A 16,536-nucleotide genomic window follows, 5' to 3' on the forward strand; every position below is an offset into this window, starting at 1 on the left:
TAATCAACGAAACCATTCCGAGTTAACTTATCAATCAACCCGTTCACACTCTCTCGGAGTAACATTATGAAGTTGTTTATCATTGGCGCTACCGGCTTTGTCGGCCACGCTCTGGTTAACGAAGCAGTGGCCCAGGGCCATGAGGTTACGGCGCTGGTTCGCCAAACCGGCAAACTCCCCAGCCACACCGGCTTAACCGAAATCATCGGTGATGTACTGGATGTCCACTCTACCGCCGCCGCCATGGCTGGCCACGATGAGATCCTCAGTGCCTTTAACGCCGGTTGGAGCAACCCCAACCTGTACCAGGACTTCATCACGGGCTCCGACGCCATTATCGAAGCGGCCAAATTAAGTGGCGTGCGTCTGCAGATGGTCGGGGGCGCCGGCAGCCTGTTCGTCGCCCCAGGCGTGCAACTGGTGGACACCGACGGCTTCCCTCAGGAGTATCTGCAAGGCGCCCGGGCGGCACGCGACGTACTGACCCAGCTGCAACAGCGAACCGACCTTAGCTGGAGCTACGTATCACCACCGGCACTGCTGGCTCCCGGTCAGCGAACCGGCAGCTTCCGCGTCGGTGGTGACAGCCTGCTCATGGACGGCGACACCCCGGCCAATGTGTCGGTCGAAGATCTGGCCCTGGCGGTAGTCAACGAAGCCGAGCAGCGCCAGCACAGTGGCCGCCGTTATACCATCGGCTACTAAGCGGTCATTACTCAGTCCAGTGCACCGCCAACCAGACGGTGGTCTGCTCCGGGTCGGTCCAACTGACCCGGTGTCTGCGGTGCGCCGGCAGTAGCAGGTGGTCTCCCGGCCCCATCACGACCTCGTTGCCATCCTCAAAGACGATTCTGGCCGCACCGGCCACCACCATCACCCATTCGTGCTCATCCTGGTCATACCATTCATCGGCGGGGGTATGCTGGCCTTTCGATAAGATTCTTTCGATTTTTACCGATTTGGAATCAACCAGGGTTTCAAACAGCTCATTTGTTAAGTTTTGTGGCAGATTCGTTAGCAAGTTTTGCAGCACATTGTTTCTCCTTTTGATTTAACTCATAGCATTGGCCATGGCGGTCAAACTGGCGTGCAATGACCATCAGCAGTGAACTGATCCGACCTATGGCATCGATTTTTAAGATGCTGCCATAAGCAAAGGTTGTTTCAGTTTCGGGTCGCAGTAAATAAACAGACAAAGATCAATCTAAATCCAGTTTCCGGTGGACAAATCACTAACAAAATTGTTAAAAACCCATGCAACGATGGCGCAGTCATCGACTATAAAAATAATGCACTAGGCAAATCATGAAAAAGAAGCAATCAATCATCGCAAAACTGGCCAGCGGCAGTCTGGTACTCCAGATTCTCGTCGGCATCCTCGCCGGTATCGCCCTGGCAGTCATGGCACCAGAGTTCGCTCTGTCCATCGGCTTCCTTGGCAGCCTGTTCGTCTCGGCCCTGAAAGCGGTCGCGCCGATCCTGGTATTCATTCTGGTGGCGTCTTCCATCGCCAACCAGAAACGCGGCGAGCACACCAACATGAAACCCATCGTGGTGCTGTATCTGTTTGGCACCCTGGCCGCGGCCATGACCGCCGTGGTACTGAGCTTTATGTTCCCAACCACTCTGGTTTTGGCAACCAACGAAGCCGCCCTGGCACCGCCTGAGGGGATCGCCGAGGTCATGAGCACCCTGCTGTTCAAGGTTGTCGACAACCCTGTCAATGCGCTGATGACCGGTAACTTTATCGGCATTCTGGCCTGGGGCATCGCCCTGGGGCTGTCGCTGCACAAAGCCTCTGACGCCACCAAGAAGGTGTTTCACGACATCTCCGAAGGGATCACCAGCATCGTTCGGGTGGTGATTCGCTTCGCCCCCATTGGTATCTTTGGCCTGGTTTCCAAGACCATCGCCGAGACCGGTTTCGATGCTCTGGCGGGTTACACTCAGTTGCTGGCGGTATTATTGGGTGCGATGGCCATCATCGCTCTGGTGATCAACCCGATCATCGTGTTCGTGAAAACCCATCAAAATCCCTACCCTCTGGTATTCCAATGCCTGAGAGAGAGTGGCGTCACCGCCTTCTTTACCCGCAGTTCGGCCGCCAACGTGCCGGTGAACCTGAACCTGTGTAAGAAACTGGATCTGCATGAAGACACCTATTCGGTGTCGATTCCTCTGGGTGCCACCATCAACATGGGCGGAGCCGCCATTACCATTACTGTGCTGACCCTGGCCGCAGTTCACACCATGGGTGTACAGGTAGACATGGCCACCGCGCTGCTGCTGAGTGTGGTGGCCGCGGTGTCCGCCTGCGGCGCCTCGGGCGTTGCTGGCGGCTCACTGCTGCTGATTCCACTGGCGTGCAGCCTGTTTGGTATCTCCAACGACGTCGCCATGCAGGTGGTGGCCGTTGGCTTTATCATCGGCGTGATTCAGGACTCCGCAGAAACCGCTCTGAACAGTTCTACCGACGTGATCTTCACCGCCGCGGCCTGCCGCGAAGCGGAGCGCAAAGCCGAACTGGGCTAACCGCCACCGCAACGCACGCCACCCGTACGGGTGGCGTGCCACTCTCCTCGTGTCATTGGCTTTTCTGCCACAACTGCTGTTATAACATCCTCAGACACTCTGATCTTTGGATGCGATCATGCCGCCCCCATCCCCATTTGAACTGCAGTGGCTCAGCCGCATCGATCAACTGAGCGCCGAGCAGTGGGACGCCCTGTTCACCGACGCTCCGCCCTTTTGCCGTTACGCCTTCCTGCATGCGCTCGAGCTCAGCGGCTGTGTCGGCGGCCAATCTGGCTGGATGCCCTACCACCTGTGCATACGCCGTCAGGGACAGATTGTAGCCCTGGCACCGGGATACCTGAAACGTCACTCCTATGGGGAATACGTCTTCGACTGGAGCTGGGCCGATGCCTATCAACATCATGGCCTGGCTTACTACCCGAAATGGATCAGTGCCGTCCCCTTTTCTCCGGTTACCGGCCCCAGACTGGCGCTAGCCCCAGGGATACAACGCCAAGCGCTGCTCGCCGCCATCACTCCGCAACTTCACCAGCATGGGCTGGCGCTGGGGTTATCGGGTATGCAGTGGCTGTTTCCCGGCCGGGAGGAAAGTCTGGCGTTATCCAGACAGCAGTGGCGCCAGCGGCTGGACATTCAGTTTCACTGGCACAACCGGGGCTATGCCAATTTCGAGCAGTTTACCGACACTCTGACCGCCCGGCGTCGCAAGGCGATCCGAAAAGAACGCCGTTGTGCCGAGGGCCTGAGCATAGAGCGATTCGAAGGCGCCTCCATTACCCCGGCCCTATGGCAGCAATTTTTCCTGTTTTACCAACTGACCTACGCCAAGCGCTCCGGCCATGGCGGCTACCTGAATCAGGCCTTTTTCGACGCTCTGGGGCGAACGCTAACCGATAACCTGGTGCTGATCATGGCCCGGCGGGGCAGCCACTGGCTGGCGGGCGCCCTGTATCTTAAACACCAAGGGTGTCTCTACGGCCGCTACTGGGGCTGTTCCGAAGCCATCGATGATCTGCATTTTGAGTTGTGCTACTACCAAGGCATTGACTACTGCATCGACCACCGCCTGTCCCGATTCGATGCCGGCGCTCAGGGGGAGCACAAATTAAGGCGGGGCTTTGAGCCGACGCTAACCTATTCCAATCATTGGGTGTTCCAGCCCCAGTTTGATCAAGCTATCGCCGCCTTTGTCGACCAGGAAACCGAGCGAGTGCAGCAACGCCTGCACGAATACCGTCGGCTGCTTCCGTTTAAATCCACCTAGGCTTCAGCCTTGGTAAATTGCAGCAAGCGGTTATTGGCTGGCATGGCGTAATTGACGCTCAGTTGCAGGCCATGGCGCGCCGCCAAAGCCACCACCGCCTCCAGGTCACGAATGCCGCTATCAGGATCCCGCTGCTTCAGCCACTGATCAAACCTGGCGTTGCTGTCACTGGTAAAGCAGCCCCCTTCATTGAACGGCCCGTAGACACAGAATGTGCCACCGGACTCCAGGCTGCGGGCCACGCCGGCAAACAACTTTTCAACCAACGACCAGGCCATGATGTGGCAGGTATTGGCCGTAAACACGGCGTCAAACCCCTGGCTTGGCCAGCGTCCCCCGACATCCAATTCAATCTCCGCGGCCAGGTTCGGCAAGGATGACGTCGCCAGCCGCAGTGCCAAGCCAGCCAAGTATTCGCCCTGGTCGCTGGGTTGCCAGTGCAGGTGAGGCAAGTGCTCGGCGAAATACACCGCATGTTGACCGGTGCCGCTGCCGATCTCCAGCACTCGGCTGGCGTCGATAAACGCCTGTCGCAGGCAGGTTAAGATGGGGTCTTTATTGTTTTCGCAAGACTGAGAAAAAGGCAATGACATGCTGTGGCTCCGTCAAAATAACCAGTGTGCCTCAGACCATGGCGATCCGCATCACAATTCAATCGGATTTGCGATTTTGGTCAAGGTTTATTAGTGTCAGAAAACAGACGTAAATTCAGGGAAGACGCAATGAAAAGCCCACTCATCATCCTAGGCACTCTCTTACTTGGCATCGGCGTCGCCGGGTTTGTGCTGCTCAGCCAGCCTCAAGCCGGTGACCACAGCGCCGCTAACTCGGCACCCTTGGCCCCGAAGGAGCAGGCGCTGCACGACCAACTGGTGCAGTGTGCCGCCTATTATCAGATCGCCTCCGAAGCCATCGCCGGCATGAATGCGCCGCAGATGAAAGCGGTGGGCGAACGACTGGCCCAATCCGCCGTCACCGCCGAGAGCCGGATCAGCGATCTGAGCAGCACTCAGCAGGCCGCGGCCCAGATCGCTTCAGCCAAGCAGGCGCAACTGGCCAGCCTCCCCTCCGCCAACTCGTTGGGACCACTGATGGGCCGCTTCAAACAACCCTGCCAATCGCTGCTACAGGGATAACCGCAGGCCGGTGCAAACCGGCCTACCCTTTCTGAAAGAAATCTCCAGCAACTCCGGTCTCCTTTGTCACTGAGCATTCACTCTTTGAAAAGGACCTCGTAATGAAACTTTGGGGAATTCTGATTACTCTGTTTTTATCGCTGCCGGTTCGGGCTGTCATCGCCCCGTCGGCCACCGAACTCACCCCGCTGCTCAACGGCATGCAGGTGCCCTCGCCGCAACTGACCAGCCCCGAAGGCCAGCGCCAATCACTGACCCAGTGGCGGAACGGCAAACCAGCGCTACTGGTGTTTTACCGTGGTGGCTGGTGCCCCTACTGCAACGCGCAATTGTCGGGTTTGCGAAGCATCGAAGCGGAGCTGAAACAGATGGGCATTGGCATCATCGCCCTGTCACCGGATCCGGCCGAGCAACTGCGAGATGGTCCCGATGACGTCAGCTACCAACTGCTGTCCGATCGGGACCTGCAAGCCAGTGAAGCCTTTGGTATCGCCTACACCCTGGACGCCAAGCTGTCCGACGCCTACAAGGGAAAGATGGGCAAACGTCTGGTCACCGCCGAAGGCAGCGAGCGGGTGGTGTTGCCGGTACCGGCGGTGTATCTGGTGGACGCCGATGGCCTGGTGCATTTCTCCTATCTGAATCCCAACTACAAGGTTCGAGTAACCCCGGAGCTGATCCTTGCAGCCGCCAAAGGGATGATGGGCCAACTCAGGTAGCGGAATCCCTCGACAGATATGTTATTCAGTGGTCGGATCTGATAGCTTGGGGATAGTACCGCAATAGGAGTATGCCCTTGCTATCTTCGCTGTTTAAAGTGGTCAGCCTAAGCGACTGGCAACACACTCAGAAAACCGATACCGTGCCGCTGTGCGCTTCCGATCGCCAGCATGGTCACATCCACCTGAACCAATTCGATTCCCTTGAACAGGTAACCAACCACTATTTCAGTGAACAGGACCAACCCCTGGCACTGCGCATCGATCCGGATGCCATTGCCGACAGTCTCAGCCATTACCCGCCCAGCGCCGACAAGCCCTGGCCACAGCCCTGTGCCAATATCGATGCCCTGACGCTGTCCATGGTCACCGAAATCCTGCATTTCGACTACCACCCGGAGAGCGGATTTACCCTGCAACCCTAACCACCGCCTACGCCAGCCAAGGAGTTTAGGATGAACCCCATGAACCTCACCGGACTGCAATTAATGCAAGCGATGATAGACGGCCAGTTGCCCGCGCCGTCCATCAGCCACACCATTCCCATGGTGGCCACCGAAGCCGAAGCAGGAAAAGTGCGCTTCGAAGTGCAGGCGGATGATCGCCACCTTAACCCTTTAGGGGGCGTTCATGGCGGCTTTACTGCCACGGTGTTGGACTCGGTCACCGGCTGCGCCGTGCATACCCTGCTCAGTGCTGGTGTTGGCTATGGTACCGTCGACCTCAATGTCAAAATGGTTCGCCCGGTACCTCGAGGGGTGACCCTGATCGCCGAAGGCAAGGTGATCAACCTGTCCCGCTCGCTGGGGATCAGCGAGGGCACCCTGACCGACCGCGACGGCAAGGTCTACGCTCACGCCACCGCCAGCTGCCTGATTCAGGCCATGGCCTAGCCAGCCTGGGCCAGACCGTGGGGGGCCGGGCGCCCCTGTTCATTGAGGTTCACAAACACCATCTTATCGATGACAACAATCACCCTGGCGGTCAGCTTGTTACGCACCTGGCAGCGGACGGTGACCGAAGTGCGCCCCTGCTCTGCCAGCTCAAGACCGAACTCAATGATGTCCCCCAACTCTCCGGCAGAGACGAAGTTAATCTCAGAGATGCATTTGGTCACCAAACGGCGGCTATTCATCTGGCAACTGGCAAAAATGCCGGCCTCTTCATCTATCCAGGCCAGCAACCGACCACCAAATAACCTCTGGGCCGGATTTAAGTCTTCCGGTTTCACCACCCGTCGAGAGTAATACTTCATCATGCTCTCCTTCAGTCTGCGAAAACAAACACTAAGCCAGCAGCGTGCCAAAATTGTAAATTATTGATAAAACAAAGCATTAGATGATTACTGCTGAGCCGAAGCCGAAGTCTTGCGCCAACCTGGTGCAATGGCTGCCCTTGAGAAAGCCCTGTCTATGGGGTATAGATCCGCTATGACTCGCCCTACCCCCTCTTCAGCCCTATCCCGTGACTACTATCGACGCGGCCCGGATTACCGCTTTGGTGACGACGTATCCTTTGCCGACATTCGAGATCAGTTTGGCCTCGCAGGCGTGCGGCTGGGGCGCTGGGTAAACAAGCAGGAACAGCAACTGGCCGCCAACCTGGTGTTCGATGCCATGGCCGACCTGGCCTACATTCTCAACGTACCTCCGGTGGTGATTGGGCTCAGGGGTAAGCTGCATCTGGCTTTTGGCACCGAAGGCAGCCGCCACAGTCAGGCCCATTATGAGCCGGCCGCCCACACCCTCGCCCTAGCCAAAAATGCCGGTGCCGGCGCCCTGGCGCACGAGTATTGGCACGCATTCGATCATCACATCGCCACCAAGGCGTTTATCCCCCCCACCAAGGCCAGCGCCTTTGCCAGCAATCTGTGGCTGTTGCAGCAACCGATGCAGCCTCACCCGCTGAACCAGAGGCTGTCAGAACTGTTCAATGCGGTGTTTGCGCCGGACAACGATGACCACGGCGATTTTGTCGAGCGCGCCCTGGCACTGGATGAGCAACTGGGACGACGCTACTTCAGCCTGCCCACCGAGTTGATGGCCAGAGCTTTTGAGGCCTGCATCCAGGCCCACCCTCAGGTGCGAAACCACTATCTGGTCAGTGGTACCCAGGCTGGCAAATTGGCCGGCGCCGGTGCCTACCCGTCTTCAGCGCACCGACAACAGATTCAATGCCGACTCCATGACTACTTTTCCCCATTGGGAAAAGCCCTTTACTCACAGTGATCCCGATCACGTGACCAAGCTCAAAAAAACGATCGAAACGACACTTTTGTGGCCTGCGGTGATCCTACCAGCAATTGCTGTTTTTTATGCTTTGATAAGCATTGGTCACTGATTGACCCCCCGAAGGTTACTCAGTAGTGTGGAGCTTCGAACATGATTTGGTGATGGACATGACCCAACTTCGTATCGATATCGTTTCCGATGTTACTTGCCCCTGGTGCATTATTGGTTACCAGGCCCTGCAACAGGCACTGACTCAGCTTCAGGGAGAGATTGACGCCGAGCTTCACTGGCAACCTTTCGAGATCAACCCGAACCTGGGTCCGGAAGGCCAGCCCAAAGTCGACAACCTGAAAACCAAATACGGCTACACCGACGCCCAGATCGGCCAGAATCAACTGGTGATCACCAAGCGCGCCGCTAACCTTGGCTTTGACATGTGCCTCGACCGCCAGCCCAATACCTTTAACACCTTCAAGGCCCACCGGCTGCTGCACTGGGCCGAGAGCCAGGGCAAACAGACCGAACTGAAACTGGCTCTGTTCAGCCTCTACTTTACCGACGGCGGCAACCCGGATGACTGCGACACCCTGCTGCAGTGCGCGGTTGAGGCCGGTCTGGACAAGGCCGAGGCTGAGGGAGTTCTGGCCGGGGATGCGTTTGGCGAACAGGTTCGAAAGCAGCAACAAAAATACGTCCGCATGGGCATTACCTCGGTGCCGGCTTTCATCATTAATGATCAATACGCCATCAACGGCGGCCAACCTGTGGACACCTTCATCAATGACCTGCGAGAAATTGCCGGCCACCTGAAACAGGCCAGCTGAGCCACTGCATCACCATAAAAAAAGGGGAAACGCCTGGCGTTTCCCCTTTTGAGTTTGTTTGCTGTCAAGATGATCAGTGACTGGCGCCCTGAGGCATCACCTGCAATGCCTGAGAGATGGCATCATTGCCGGCGTAATCTTCCGGCAGTCGGTGGGCAATGCCTTTGTGGCAGTCGATGCAGGTTTTACCCAGCTCGCTGGCCGAGGCGTGCATGCGACCGGCGACGCTTTTCTGTTCGGTAAAGTCCATATACTCGAAGTTATGACAATTGCGGCACTCCTGAGAGTCGGTTTTGCGCATCCGCGCCCACTCCCGTTCGGCCATTACCAGACGGTGATCACTGAATTTCTTCGGCGTATCAACAATCCCTATCGCCTTGCCCCACAACTCTTTTGATGCCTGGATCTTGCGGACAATCTTGTGGGTCCAGTCTTTAGGTACATGGCAATCCGGACAGGTGGCTCGCACCCCACTGCGGTTGTTGTAATGCACCGTGGTGATGTACTCCTCGTAGACGTTCACCTGCATCTCGTGACAACCGATGCAAAACTGCTCCTGGTTGGTCATCTCCATGCCGGTGTTAAACGCCCCCCAGAACATAATGCCGCCGACAAACCCCACCAGCAGCAAGCTGCCCAGGGCCCGGCCGCTGGGCCGGCGCAGCCAGCCCCACAACCCGGTAATAAAGCTAGGTAGTTTCATGCCCTACTCCTTGTCCTTGGCAAACTGGCCCATGCCCTCAAAGGTATTGGCCACTGGCGGATTCACATCCGCCTGGGTCACGTGACACTGCAGACACAGATAACGCCGGGGCGCCACATGAGGCTGAACCACCCCATCACGGTCGGTGAAGTGGGTCGGGCTGACCCGAGGTGCACCTGTGGTCAGGTAGTTCTCCACATCGTGACACTGCAGGCAGCGGTTGGTGGATTGAGAGATCTGGTAACCCTGAACCTTATGAGGAATCAGCGGCGGCTGATTCACGTAGTTCAGCGGCTGCCGATCCATCTCCTTACGGATTTTCTTCAGATCAGGCGCCTTATTGGTTTGCTCCAGCGGCACATCGGCGCGCATTCCAAATTGTGTTTCTTCGACAGCGGTGGCCAGCAGCGGCAGCACCAGTGCGCCCAGTACGGCAAATCGCAGTTTCATGGTGTTCTCCAACTCTTCAGATACGGGCCCAACCGGGCCCATCACAATCAGGCTTTACGCACTTTGACGGCGCACTTTTTGTAATCGGTCTCTTTGGACAGCGGGTCGGTGGCGTCCAGGGTCAGCTTATTGACCAGGGTGCTGGCGTCGAAGAACGGCATGAACACCAGGCCCTGTGGCGGCTTATTGCGGCCTCGGGTTTCCACCACGGTCTCCACTTCCCCGCGACGAGAGCTGACAATCACCTTATCGCCCCGTCGCAGGCCCCGCTCCTTGGCATCCAGCGGATGCATAAACACCACGGCGTCTGGGAAGGCCCGGTACAGTTCGGGAACGCGCTGGGTCATGGTGCCGGTGTGCCAGTGTTCCAACACCCGGCCGGTGGACAGCCACAGGTTAAACTCCTGGTCCGGTGACTCGGCCGCAGGCTCGTACGGCAGGGCAAAGATCACCGCCCGGCCATCCGGCTTGCCGTAGAACTGGAAGTCGCTGCCGGCTTTAACGTAAGGATCGCTGCCCTCTTTAAAGCGCCACTTGGTTTCCTGACCATTGACCACAGGCCAGCGCAAGCCGCGCTCCTGGTGATAGCGTTCAAACGGCGCCAGGTCGTGGCCATGATCGCGACCAAAGATGGCGTACTCCTCGAACAAGCCCTTCTGCACATAGAAGCCGGCCGCCCGGGCATCGTCATTCAGGCGCTGCTCCGGCACCTGATCCAAGCCATACTGATCGACCTGACCGTTGGCAAACAGCACGTCGAATAAGGTTTTGCCTTTGTATTCTGGCGCCTTCGCCAGCAAATCGGCGGGCCACACCTCCTCCATCTTGAAGCGCTTGGAGAACTCCACCAGTTGCCACAAGTCTGACTTGGCCTCACCGGGAGCCTGAACCTGCTGATACCAGAACTGGGTCCGGCGTTCGGCATTGCCGTAGGCGCCCTCTTTCTCCACCCACATGGCGGTAGGCAGAATCAGGTCCGAAGCCATGGCGGTCACGGTCGGATAGGGGTCAGAGGTCACCACGAAGTTGGCCGGGTCCCGGTAGCCGGGCAGGCGTTCTTCATTGATGTTGGGGCCAGCCTGCATGTTGTTGTTGCACATCACCCAGTAGGCGTTGAGCTTACGATCTTTCAGCATCCGGTCTTGCAACACGGCGTGGTAACCGGGCTTCGGCGGGATGGTGCCCTCAGGCAGTTTCCAGATCTTCTCGGCGTAGGCGCGGTGCTTGGGATTTTTTACCACCATGTCCGCAGGCAAACGGTGAGCGAAGGTGCCCACTTCACGGGCGGTACCACAGGCGGAAGGCTGACCGGTCAGGGAAAATGGACCGTTGCCGGGCTCGGAGATTTTGCCGGTCAACAGGTGGATGTTGTACACCAGGTTGTTGGCCCACACCCCACGGGTGTGCTGGTTAAAGCCCATGGTCCAGTAGGACACCACCTTGCGATTGGGATCGGCGTACAGCTCGGCCAGGGCGATCAGCTTGTCAGCCTCGACTCCGGACAGTTTGGCGACACTGTCGACATCGTAATCGGCCACGTAGGCTTTAAAGGCTTCAAAATCGATAGCCTCAGAGCTGCCCTTACCCGGGTTCTTGGCCGCCTGCTCCAGTGGATGTTCGGGGCGCAGGCCGTAACCGATGTCGGTGGTACCTTTGCGGAAGTTGGTGTGCTTGCTGACAAAGTCGTGATTTACTTTGTCGTTTTGAATGATGTAGTTGGCGATGAAGTTAAGAATCGCCAGGTCGGTTTGCGGCGTGAACACGATCGGGTTGTCTGCCAACTCGAAGCTGCGATGTTGATAGGTGGACAACACCGCCACCTTCACATGCTCGGCTGACAACTTACGGGCACTGAGTCGCGACCACAGAATCGGGTGCATCTCGGCCATGTTGGAACCCCACAGCACAAAGGCATCCGCCTGCTCGAGGTCGTCATAGCAGCCCATGGGCTCATCGATACCAAAGGTGCGCATGAAGCCGCCCACCGCCGACGCCATACAGTGGCGGGCATTGGGGTCGATGTTATTGGAACGGAAGCCGGCCTTAAACAACTTGGCGGCAGCGTAGCCTTCCCACACGGTCCACTGGCCGGAGCCGAACATGCCCACCGAAGTCGGCCCCTTGTCCTTCAATGCCTGCTTGAACTTGTCGGCCATCACGTCGAAGGCTTCGTCCCAGGAGACCGGGGTAAACTCACCATTTTTATCGTACTTGCCGTTACTCTTGCGGAGCATCGGCTGAGTCAGGCGGTCTTTGCCGTACATGATTTTAGGCAGGAAGTAACCCTTGATGCAGGTCAGGCCTCGATTCACCGGGGCTTGGGGGTCACCCTGCACCGCCACCACTTTACCCTGGTTGGTGCCCACCAGTACCGAACAGCCGGTACCGCAGAAGCGACATGGTGCCTTGTCCCACTGAATCTTATCGTCACTGCGGGTCGCAATAATGCCCTTGGCAGAAGCGGGGACGGAAAGCTCCGCGGCCACCGCACCGGCGGCAATGGCCTGTGCCTTTACAAATTCTCGACGAGTTAATTTCATCATCCATTCCTTGAAGCGAGTAATGGTCAGTCGTTAGAAAGCCGTTGGTGATAGATCAATGAGGTGGCGCCCACCCCGTCCAAGCCTTTAATGTGGTCAATACACTCCACCTGAGGCTGCTGTTGCCGGTGCTGCAGCAGCACCACCAACTTGCCGCTGGGGTCGTTAATCTCGACACTGACCCCATCAAGCTGATTCAGTGCGGCTTCCACCTGAAAGCGCGCCTCGGGGACCGCGTTCACCACCAGTGAACAGATGTGTTCAGTCATGGCTTGGCTCCTTAAGCTCTTGTTTTAGTGAGAGGGATTGACTGGGACAACGAGATAGGCAGGCACCACAGCCTGTACAAGCCGTTGAGAGAATAGGATGAGAGATGCCAATGGCAGGCTTGAACACGATGGCGGCTTCTTCGCATGCGTCGGCACAACTGCGACACTCAATGCCCTTGAAGGTAAGGCAAGAATCCGACAGTGCGACCGCGTAAGGCCAGGGTGCGTCTTCCGCTGGCAGAAACAGGGGCTCGGGACAGGCCGCGGCACATTGGCCACAAAAACTGCACTCCGCCTTATCAAAATCGAGTTCAGGAAAGCCCCCGGTACCAATGACGATGACCCCGGTTTCGCAACGCTCAACACACTTCTGGCAGCGACTGCAGCCATCGGTGAAGCGCGTTTCAGAAACCAAATGCGGCATTCGAATCACCTCGGCAGGCTTGCCGGTCATTCGTCGCCACAAAGGAGCTCGTCCCATCTTGTTGTCCCAGTCAAAAAAAACAGACAATAATCTGATAAATCTTCATTGTTTGTGAGAATGTAACTTCAGGGTTAACGGGGTGATATACCCAATAGGAAATAGATGGAAGTTCGATTGATCCTTATCAATAAAATGCACCGTTTTGGTTGCTTTTTATCCTCACGTTTTTACTTCAGAATTTGAGCTAACGCACACCCACCTCATCTTTTTTAAAGCACTGATAAAAAAGGTGAAAGAAAAGGATCAAACGGAAAAACACTCGCGGTCGACTGCAGCCAACGGCCAAATCGATACGTAAACAGGGCGGTGCGTCATGTGCATAGGGGACGTTGAACAATGACGACGCGCTTAGAAGGTGGGGTTGAATTGATTCAACGACCGCACCAGTTCCAGCCAGAAACTGGCGCAATCGGACGCTTAAGGCTGACTCAGTTGAGGATTGCCAGCACTTCGCCGCTGAGCTTATTGATCCGCAACCGGCCACCATCGGCCTCGATGGTCACTGAATTGGCGGCCTTGTTGCGCTCAACAACGGTACTGCGCTGGATAATACGGGCATCCAGAGTGTCGCCGACCTTAAGCTTGCGCTGCCATCCCGGCGGCAACGGCTCACCACGCGCCAGTTTTTTTTCCAGGCCATAGGGCAACGGCGTGGTTTCCCCTGGAATATGCTGCTGCCGGTGCAGGGCAGACTTCCCCTTCTGCTCCACCGACTTGTGCTCACTTTTAGGCCCATTAGCCAATGCCAAAGGCGATAAAAAAAATCCTACTAACAACAAATAACGTAAAGACATCACTCTTCCTCCCTTGGCCTCAGTCTAGATCATCAAGGAAAAGCCTGCCGATTGACACTAAAATGTGTTTACTCAACGGGAGAGTCCAGATGCCTCATCTTCGAATCAGCGGTATGGAACGCCAACACATCATGCATATGAGCACCGCGCTCATCGACGCCTTGGCAAAATTGGTCGAGTGTCCACGAGATCATTTCACCATCGAGTTAGTGCCGACGGAGTTTATCTTCGATGACCAGATGGATGCCAACGGCTACCCCATGGTCGAGGTGCTGTGGTTTGCCAGAGACACGCTCATTCAAGACGAAGTGGCCGCTCAAATCACCGATGCCATACGCGCCCAACTGGCCGACGACGACATCGACATCGGAGTGCGTTTTACGCCGCTAAGCCAACGTAATTATTACGAAAATGGTCGCCACTTTTGACCTCTCACCGGGGGTAAGATAGCCTGAGCGCCTCATCGATACCGGCGTTGTCCACAACTTCGCCAGTGTCATTGCTATTTTGACCCACTCAGGAGACCCCATGCTGGCCGTCATCTTTGAAGTTACTCCCAAAGCGCAAGGTAAACAGGCGTATCTGGACCTCGCGGCCTCCCTGCGCCCCTTGTTGCAGCACCAACCCGGACTCCTCTCCATCGAGCGATTTCAAAGTCTGGTCGAGGAAGGCAAACTGCTGAGCCTGTCGTTCTGGGAGAGCGAGGCTGCCATCGCCAGTTGGCGCCAGCAGATGGATCATCAGTTGGCTCAGAAACAGGGACGTGACTCTCTGTTTCACTCCTACCGAATTCGAGTCGGCCAGATTGTCCGGGATTACACCCACGATGAACGCCAGCAAGCTCCGCAGTAATCATCAGGCACAAAAAAAGGACCCTCAGGGTCCTTTTTGTAAACTTGAAAGCGCCTTATTTAACGGCGATTTTCCCGGCAAAGATGATCGGTGAGAAAGTTCGCTTCAGGCTCTTGCTCTCAAAGCTAGGCAGGTTCATCTGCTCATCAAACTCGACGGTGTCGCCCTTTTTAACCTGAGTCTGAGGCGCAGCCGCCCAAACCAGCTTGCCCTCTTCCTTGATCTGGACATAGGTGTAGCCACCGGCGTTCATGGTCTCAACCACTTCACCTTTATGCAGTTCCGCCGCCTGAACGCCCGCAGCCAGGCCCAGAGCCAGAATGGCGGAACCCGCTACCTTAACCAGTGTCTTAAACATGTTCATCCCTTATTTGGATTCAGATATGTGATGGTGCAATTAAAGCAGTTGAGATGCCACAAAACCACTCTTCCTCCATCAAACGTTATCTGCGCCCCAGAACTGAAATATTTTCGCCGCTACGGGAACTCGTCGAGGTTGGAGAGATACAATCACCCAAGGATTAAAACTGCTTGTGTCTATCAACTACGGCTTTTAGACTTGTGACGCTTTTGTTGTAAAATCAAGGATGTTTAAGATGAAAAAGCGACTATGGGCCTCGCCTTTACTGCTGTGTTTGTCTCTCGGAGCCTTTGCCGGGAACGATGCTTCCGAGGCCTATCAAGCCTATCTGTCTGCCGTTGAAACCGGCAACTCGAAACAGATCGCCGAAACCGCCAAGCTGGCCTACGAGCTCGGCAGTAAAGAGTATGGCGACGACTCCATTAACACCGCCACCCTGGCACTGAATCTGGCCAACCAGACTCGGGACCACCAAGCCGCCACCCGGCTGCTAAAACCCGCACTGCCGGTATTTATACGCACCTATGGTGACGACGCCGTCGAACTGCTGGATCTCTATCTGGCGCTGCAGCAACACAGCGACGGCCAACACAGCAGTTACTACCGCAATTACGTTCGCATCAGCGAGCGTCATTATGGCAAGGACAGCTTCAGTCACGGCCTAATGCTGATGGACCTGGCCAACGCCATGACAGGCAATAACGCTCGTCAGGGGCGCACCTATGCCCAACAGGCATTGCCACTGATTGCCCAGCAGGCGCAAGGCAACACCATTGAGCGGGCCGAGGCCGAATTCCTCAATGGCGTCTATGCTCAGGGGTTTAACGATTCCGAGCAGGCCATCGACCACTATGAGAAGGTGGTGGGGCTGTTTCAAACTCTGGACTACTCTCACCCCTATGCCCTGGCGGCCCACTCTCGACTGGTTCCCTTGCTGGAGAAACAGGGCCAGAGCGAGGCGGCCACCACCCACTGCTTGGCCATCGGCCAGATGGTGCCCTGGCAAGACGATATCGAGGCCAGCCCTCTGTATCGCGTCGAGCCCCACTGGCCAAGAAGTACCCTTAAACGCCATCAGGAGGGCACCGTGGTACTGAAATTGACCATTGACGATAACGGCTTTGTCTCTGGCACTGAACTGGTGGAAAACCGCGGTAGCCGCCTGTTTGTCAAAGCGACCGAGAAGGCGGTCAGCCAGTGGCGCTATGCCCCCAAATTTGAACACGGCCAGGCGGTAGAAGCGGTCACCATGGTCCGAGTCGATTTCAAAACCCAGTAACTGCCCTGCCGGCAAAGCCCAGATCTTTACCCATAAAAAAACGGGCCCCGAGGGGCCCGTTTTGCTGTCAGCCAGTGAGTGAGCACTGACTCGGG

The 16,536-nt window shown here is 56.6% G+C and carries 22 protein-coding genes; 12 read left to right on the forward strand and 10 right to left on the reverse strand.

Features of this window, described 5'->3' with window-relative positions; translation table 11 throughout:
- Positions 1–66 precede the first annotated feature (66 nt).
- A complete protein-coding gene (locus J8Z22_RS15055) occupies positions 67–705 on the forward strand; it encodes an NAD(P)-dependent oxidoreductase (protein ID WP_028112330.1) in 639 nt (212 codons plus the stop codon).
- A gap of 7 nt (positions 706–712) precedes the next feature.
- Here J8Z22_RS15055 and J8Z22_RS15060 read toward each other — a convergent pair whose 3' ends face one another.
- Positions 713–1,033, reverse strand: a complete 321-nt coding sequence (locus J8Z22_RS15060) for a cupin domain-containing protein (RefSeq protein ID WP_371877978.1) — start codon at positions 1,031–1,033, stop codon at positions 713–715.
- 272 nt (positions 1,034–1,305) lie between these two features.
- On the opposite strand from J8Z22_RS15060, the gene sstT reads away from it, so the two are divergent.
- Both sstT and J8Z22_RS15070 read left to right on the forward strand, forming a co-directional pair.
- On the forward strand, positions 1,306–2,532 hold the full coding sequence (sstT, locus tag J8Z22_RS15065; protein WP_028112328.1) for a serine/threonine transporter SstT: 1,227 nt from the start codon (positions 1,306–1,308) through the stop codon (positions 2,530–2,532).
- Between the two features lie 118 nt (positions 2,533–2,650).
- Positions 2,651–3,799, forward strand: a complete 1,149-nt coding sequence (locus tag J8Z22_RS15070; RefSeq protein ID WP_252006954.1) for a GNAT family N-acetyltransferase — start codon at positions 2,651–2,653, stop codon at positions 3,797–3,799.
- Here J8Z22_RS15070 and J8Z22_RS15075 read toward each other — a convergent pair.
- Complete coding sequence (locus J8Z22_RS15075; RefSeq protein WP_028112326.1) at positions 3,796–4,392, reverse strand: DUF938 domain-containing protein; 597 nt, start codon at positions 4,390–4,392, stop codon at positions 3,796–3,798. The genes J8Z22_RS15070 and J8Z22_RS15075 overlap by 4 nt on opposite strands.
- A gap of 129 nt (positions 4,393–4,521) precedes the next feature.
- On the opposite strand from J8Z22_RS15075, the gene J8Z22_RS15080 reads away from it, so the two are divergent.
- The 4 genes from J8Z22_RS15080 (at position 4,522) to J8Z22_RS15095 (ending at position 6,547) form a co-directional block, all read left to right on the forward strand.
- Positions 4,522–4,935, forward strand: a complete 414-nt coding sequence (locus tag J8Z22_RS15080) for a hypothetical protein (RefSeq protein ID WP_245595564.1) — start codon at positions 4,522–4,524, stop codon at positions 4,933–4,935.
- Between the two features lie 101 nt (positions 4,936–5,036).
- Positions 5,037–5,654 carry a peroxiredoxin-like family protein gene (locus J8Z22_RS15085; protein ID WP_028112325.1) on the forward strand — a complete coding sequence of 206 codons (618 nt, stop codon included), beginning with the start codon at positions 5,037–5,039 and terminating at the stop codon, positions 5,652–5,654.
- A gap of 71 nt (positions 5,655–5,725) precedes the next feature.
- Entirely contained in the window at positions 5,726–6,079 is a 354-nt protein-coding gene (locus tag J8Z22_RS15090; RefSeq protein WP_028112324.1) for a DUF952 domain-containing protein, read from the forward strand.
- A gap of 30 nt (positions 6,080–6,109) precedes the next feature.
- Positions 6,110–6,547, forward strand: a complete 438-nt coding sequence (locus J8Z22_RS15095) for a PaaI family thioesterase (protein WP_028112323.1) — start codon at positions 6,110–6,112, stop codon at positions 6,545–6,547.
- On the opposite strand, the gene J8Z22_RS15100 is transcribed toward J8Z22_RS15095, so the two are convergent.
- Positions 6,544–6,909, reverse strand: a complete 366-nt coding sequence (locus J8Z22_RS15100; RefSeq protein ID WP_028112322.1) for an acyl-CoA thioesterase — start codon at positions 6,907–6,909, stop codon at positions 6,544–6,546. The genes J8Z22_RS15095 and J8Z22_RS15100 overlap by 4 nt on opposite strands.
- A gap of 175 nt (positions 6,910–7,084) precedes the next feature.
- Between J8Z22_RS15100 and J8Z22_RS15105 the strand changes: the two genes are divergently transcribed.
- Positions 7,085–7,882: a CLCA_X family protein gene (locus J8Z22_RS15105; protein WP_252006955.1), complete on the forward strand. Its 798-nt coding sequence runs from the start codon at positions 7,085–7,087 to the stop codon at positions 7,880–7,882.
- A 170-nt stretch (positions 7,883–8,052) separates the two neighbouring features.
- Positions 8,053–8,709, forward strand: coding sequence for a DsbA family oxidoreductase (locus J8Z22_RS15110; RefSeq protein WP_028112320.1), 657 nt, complete (start codon positions 8,053–8,055; stop codon positions 8,707–8,709).
- 73 nt (positions 8,710–8,782) lie between these two features.
- On the opposite strand, the gene J8Z22_RS15115 is transcribed toward J8Z22_RS15110, so the two are convergent.
- From J8Z22_RS15115 to J8Z22_RS15140, 6 genes are all read right to left on the reverse strand, one after another.
- A complete protein-coding gene (locus tag J8Z22_RS15115; protein ID WP_051252507.1) occupies positions 8,783–9,412 on the reverse strand; it encodes a NapC/NirT family cytochrome c in 630 nt (209 codons plus the stop codon).
- A gap of 3 nt (positions 9,413–9,415) precedes the next feature.
- Positions 9,416–9,862: a nitrate reductase cytochrome c-type subunit gene (locus tag J8Z22_RS15120; RefSeq protein WP_035415558.1), complete on the reverse strand. Its 447-nt coding sequence runs from the start codon at positions 9,860–9,862 to the stop codon at positions 9,416–9,418.
- Between the two features lie 47 nt (positions 9,863–9,909).
- Positions 9,910–12,402 carry a nitrate reductase catalytic subunit NapA gene (napA, locus tag J8Z22_RS15125; RefSeq protein ID WP_252010486.1) on the reverse strand — a complete coding sequence of 831 codons (2,493 nt, stop codon included), beginning with the start codon at positions 12,400–12,402 and terminating at the stop codon, positions 9,910–9,912.
- Between the two features lie 26 nt (positions 12,403–12,428).
- Entirely contained in the window at positions 12,429–12,671 is a 243-nt protein-coding gene (locus tag J8Z22_RS15130) for a chaperone NapD (protein ID WP_028112317.1), read from the reverse strand.
- A complete protein-coding gene (napF, locus tag J8Z22_RS15135) occupies positions 12,664–13,152 on the reverse strand; it encodes a ferredoxin-type protein NapF (RefSeq protein ID WP_028112316.1) in 489 nt (162 codons plus the stop codon). Before napF ends, J8Z22_RS15130 begins: the two co-directional genes overlap by 8 nt.
- 431 nt (positions 13,153–13,583) lie before the next feature.
- Complete coding sequence (locus J8Z22_RS15140; RefSeq protein WP_051252506.1) at positions 13,584–13,865, reverse strand: hypothetical protein; 282 nt, start codon at positions 13,863–13,865, stop codon at positions 13,584–13,586.
- A gap of 173 nt (positions 13,866–14,038) precedes the next feature.
- On the opposite strand from J8Z22_RS15140, the gene J8Z22_RS15145 reads away from it, so the two are divergent.
- Positions 14,039–14,377, forward strand: a complete 339-nt coding sequence (locus J8Z22_RS15145; RefSeq protein WP_252006956.1) for a DUF1904 domain-containing protein — start codon at positions 14,039–14,041, stop codon at positions 14,375–14,377.
- A gap of 100 nt (positions 14,378–14,477) precedes the next feature.
- On the forward strand, positions 14,478–14,801 hold the full coding sequence (locus tag J8Z22_RS15150; protein ID WP_028112314.1) for an antibiotic biosynthesis monooxygenase: 324 nt from the start codon (positions 14,478–14,480) through the stop codon (positions 14,799–14,801).
- Between the two features lie 55 nt (positions 14,802–14,856).
- On the opposite strand, the gene J8Z22_RS15155 is transcribed toward J8Z22_RS15150, so the two are convergent.
- Positions 14,857–15,159, reverse strand: coding sequence for a hypothetical protein (locus J8Z22_RS15155; RefSeq protein WP_028112313.1), 303 nt, complete (start codon positions 15,157–15,159; stop codon positions 14,857–14,859).
- Between the two features lie 238 nt (positions 15,160–15,397).
- On the opposite strand from J8Z22_RS15155, the gene J8Z22_RS15160 reads away from it, so the two are divergent.
- Positions 15,398–16,441: an energy transducer TonB gene (locus tag J8Z22_RS15160; protein ID WP_028112312.1), complete on the forward strand. Its 1,044-nt coding sequence runs from the start codon at positions 15,398–15,400 to the stop codon at positions 16,439–16,441.
- Positions 16,442–16,536 lie beyond the last annotated feature (95 nt).

Source organism: Ferrimonas sp. SCSIO 43195 (genome assembly GCF_023716685.1).
GTDB lineage: Bacteria > Pseudomonadota > Gammaproteobacteria > Enterobacterales > Shewanellaceae > Ferrimonas > Ferrimonas kyonanensis.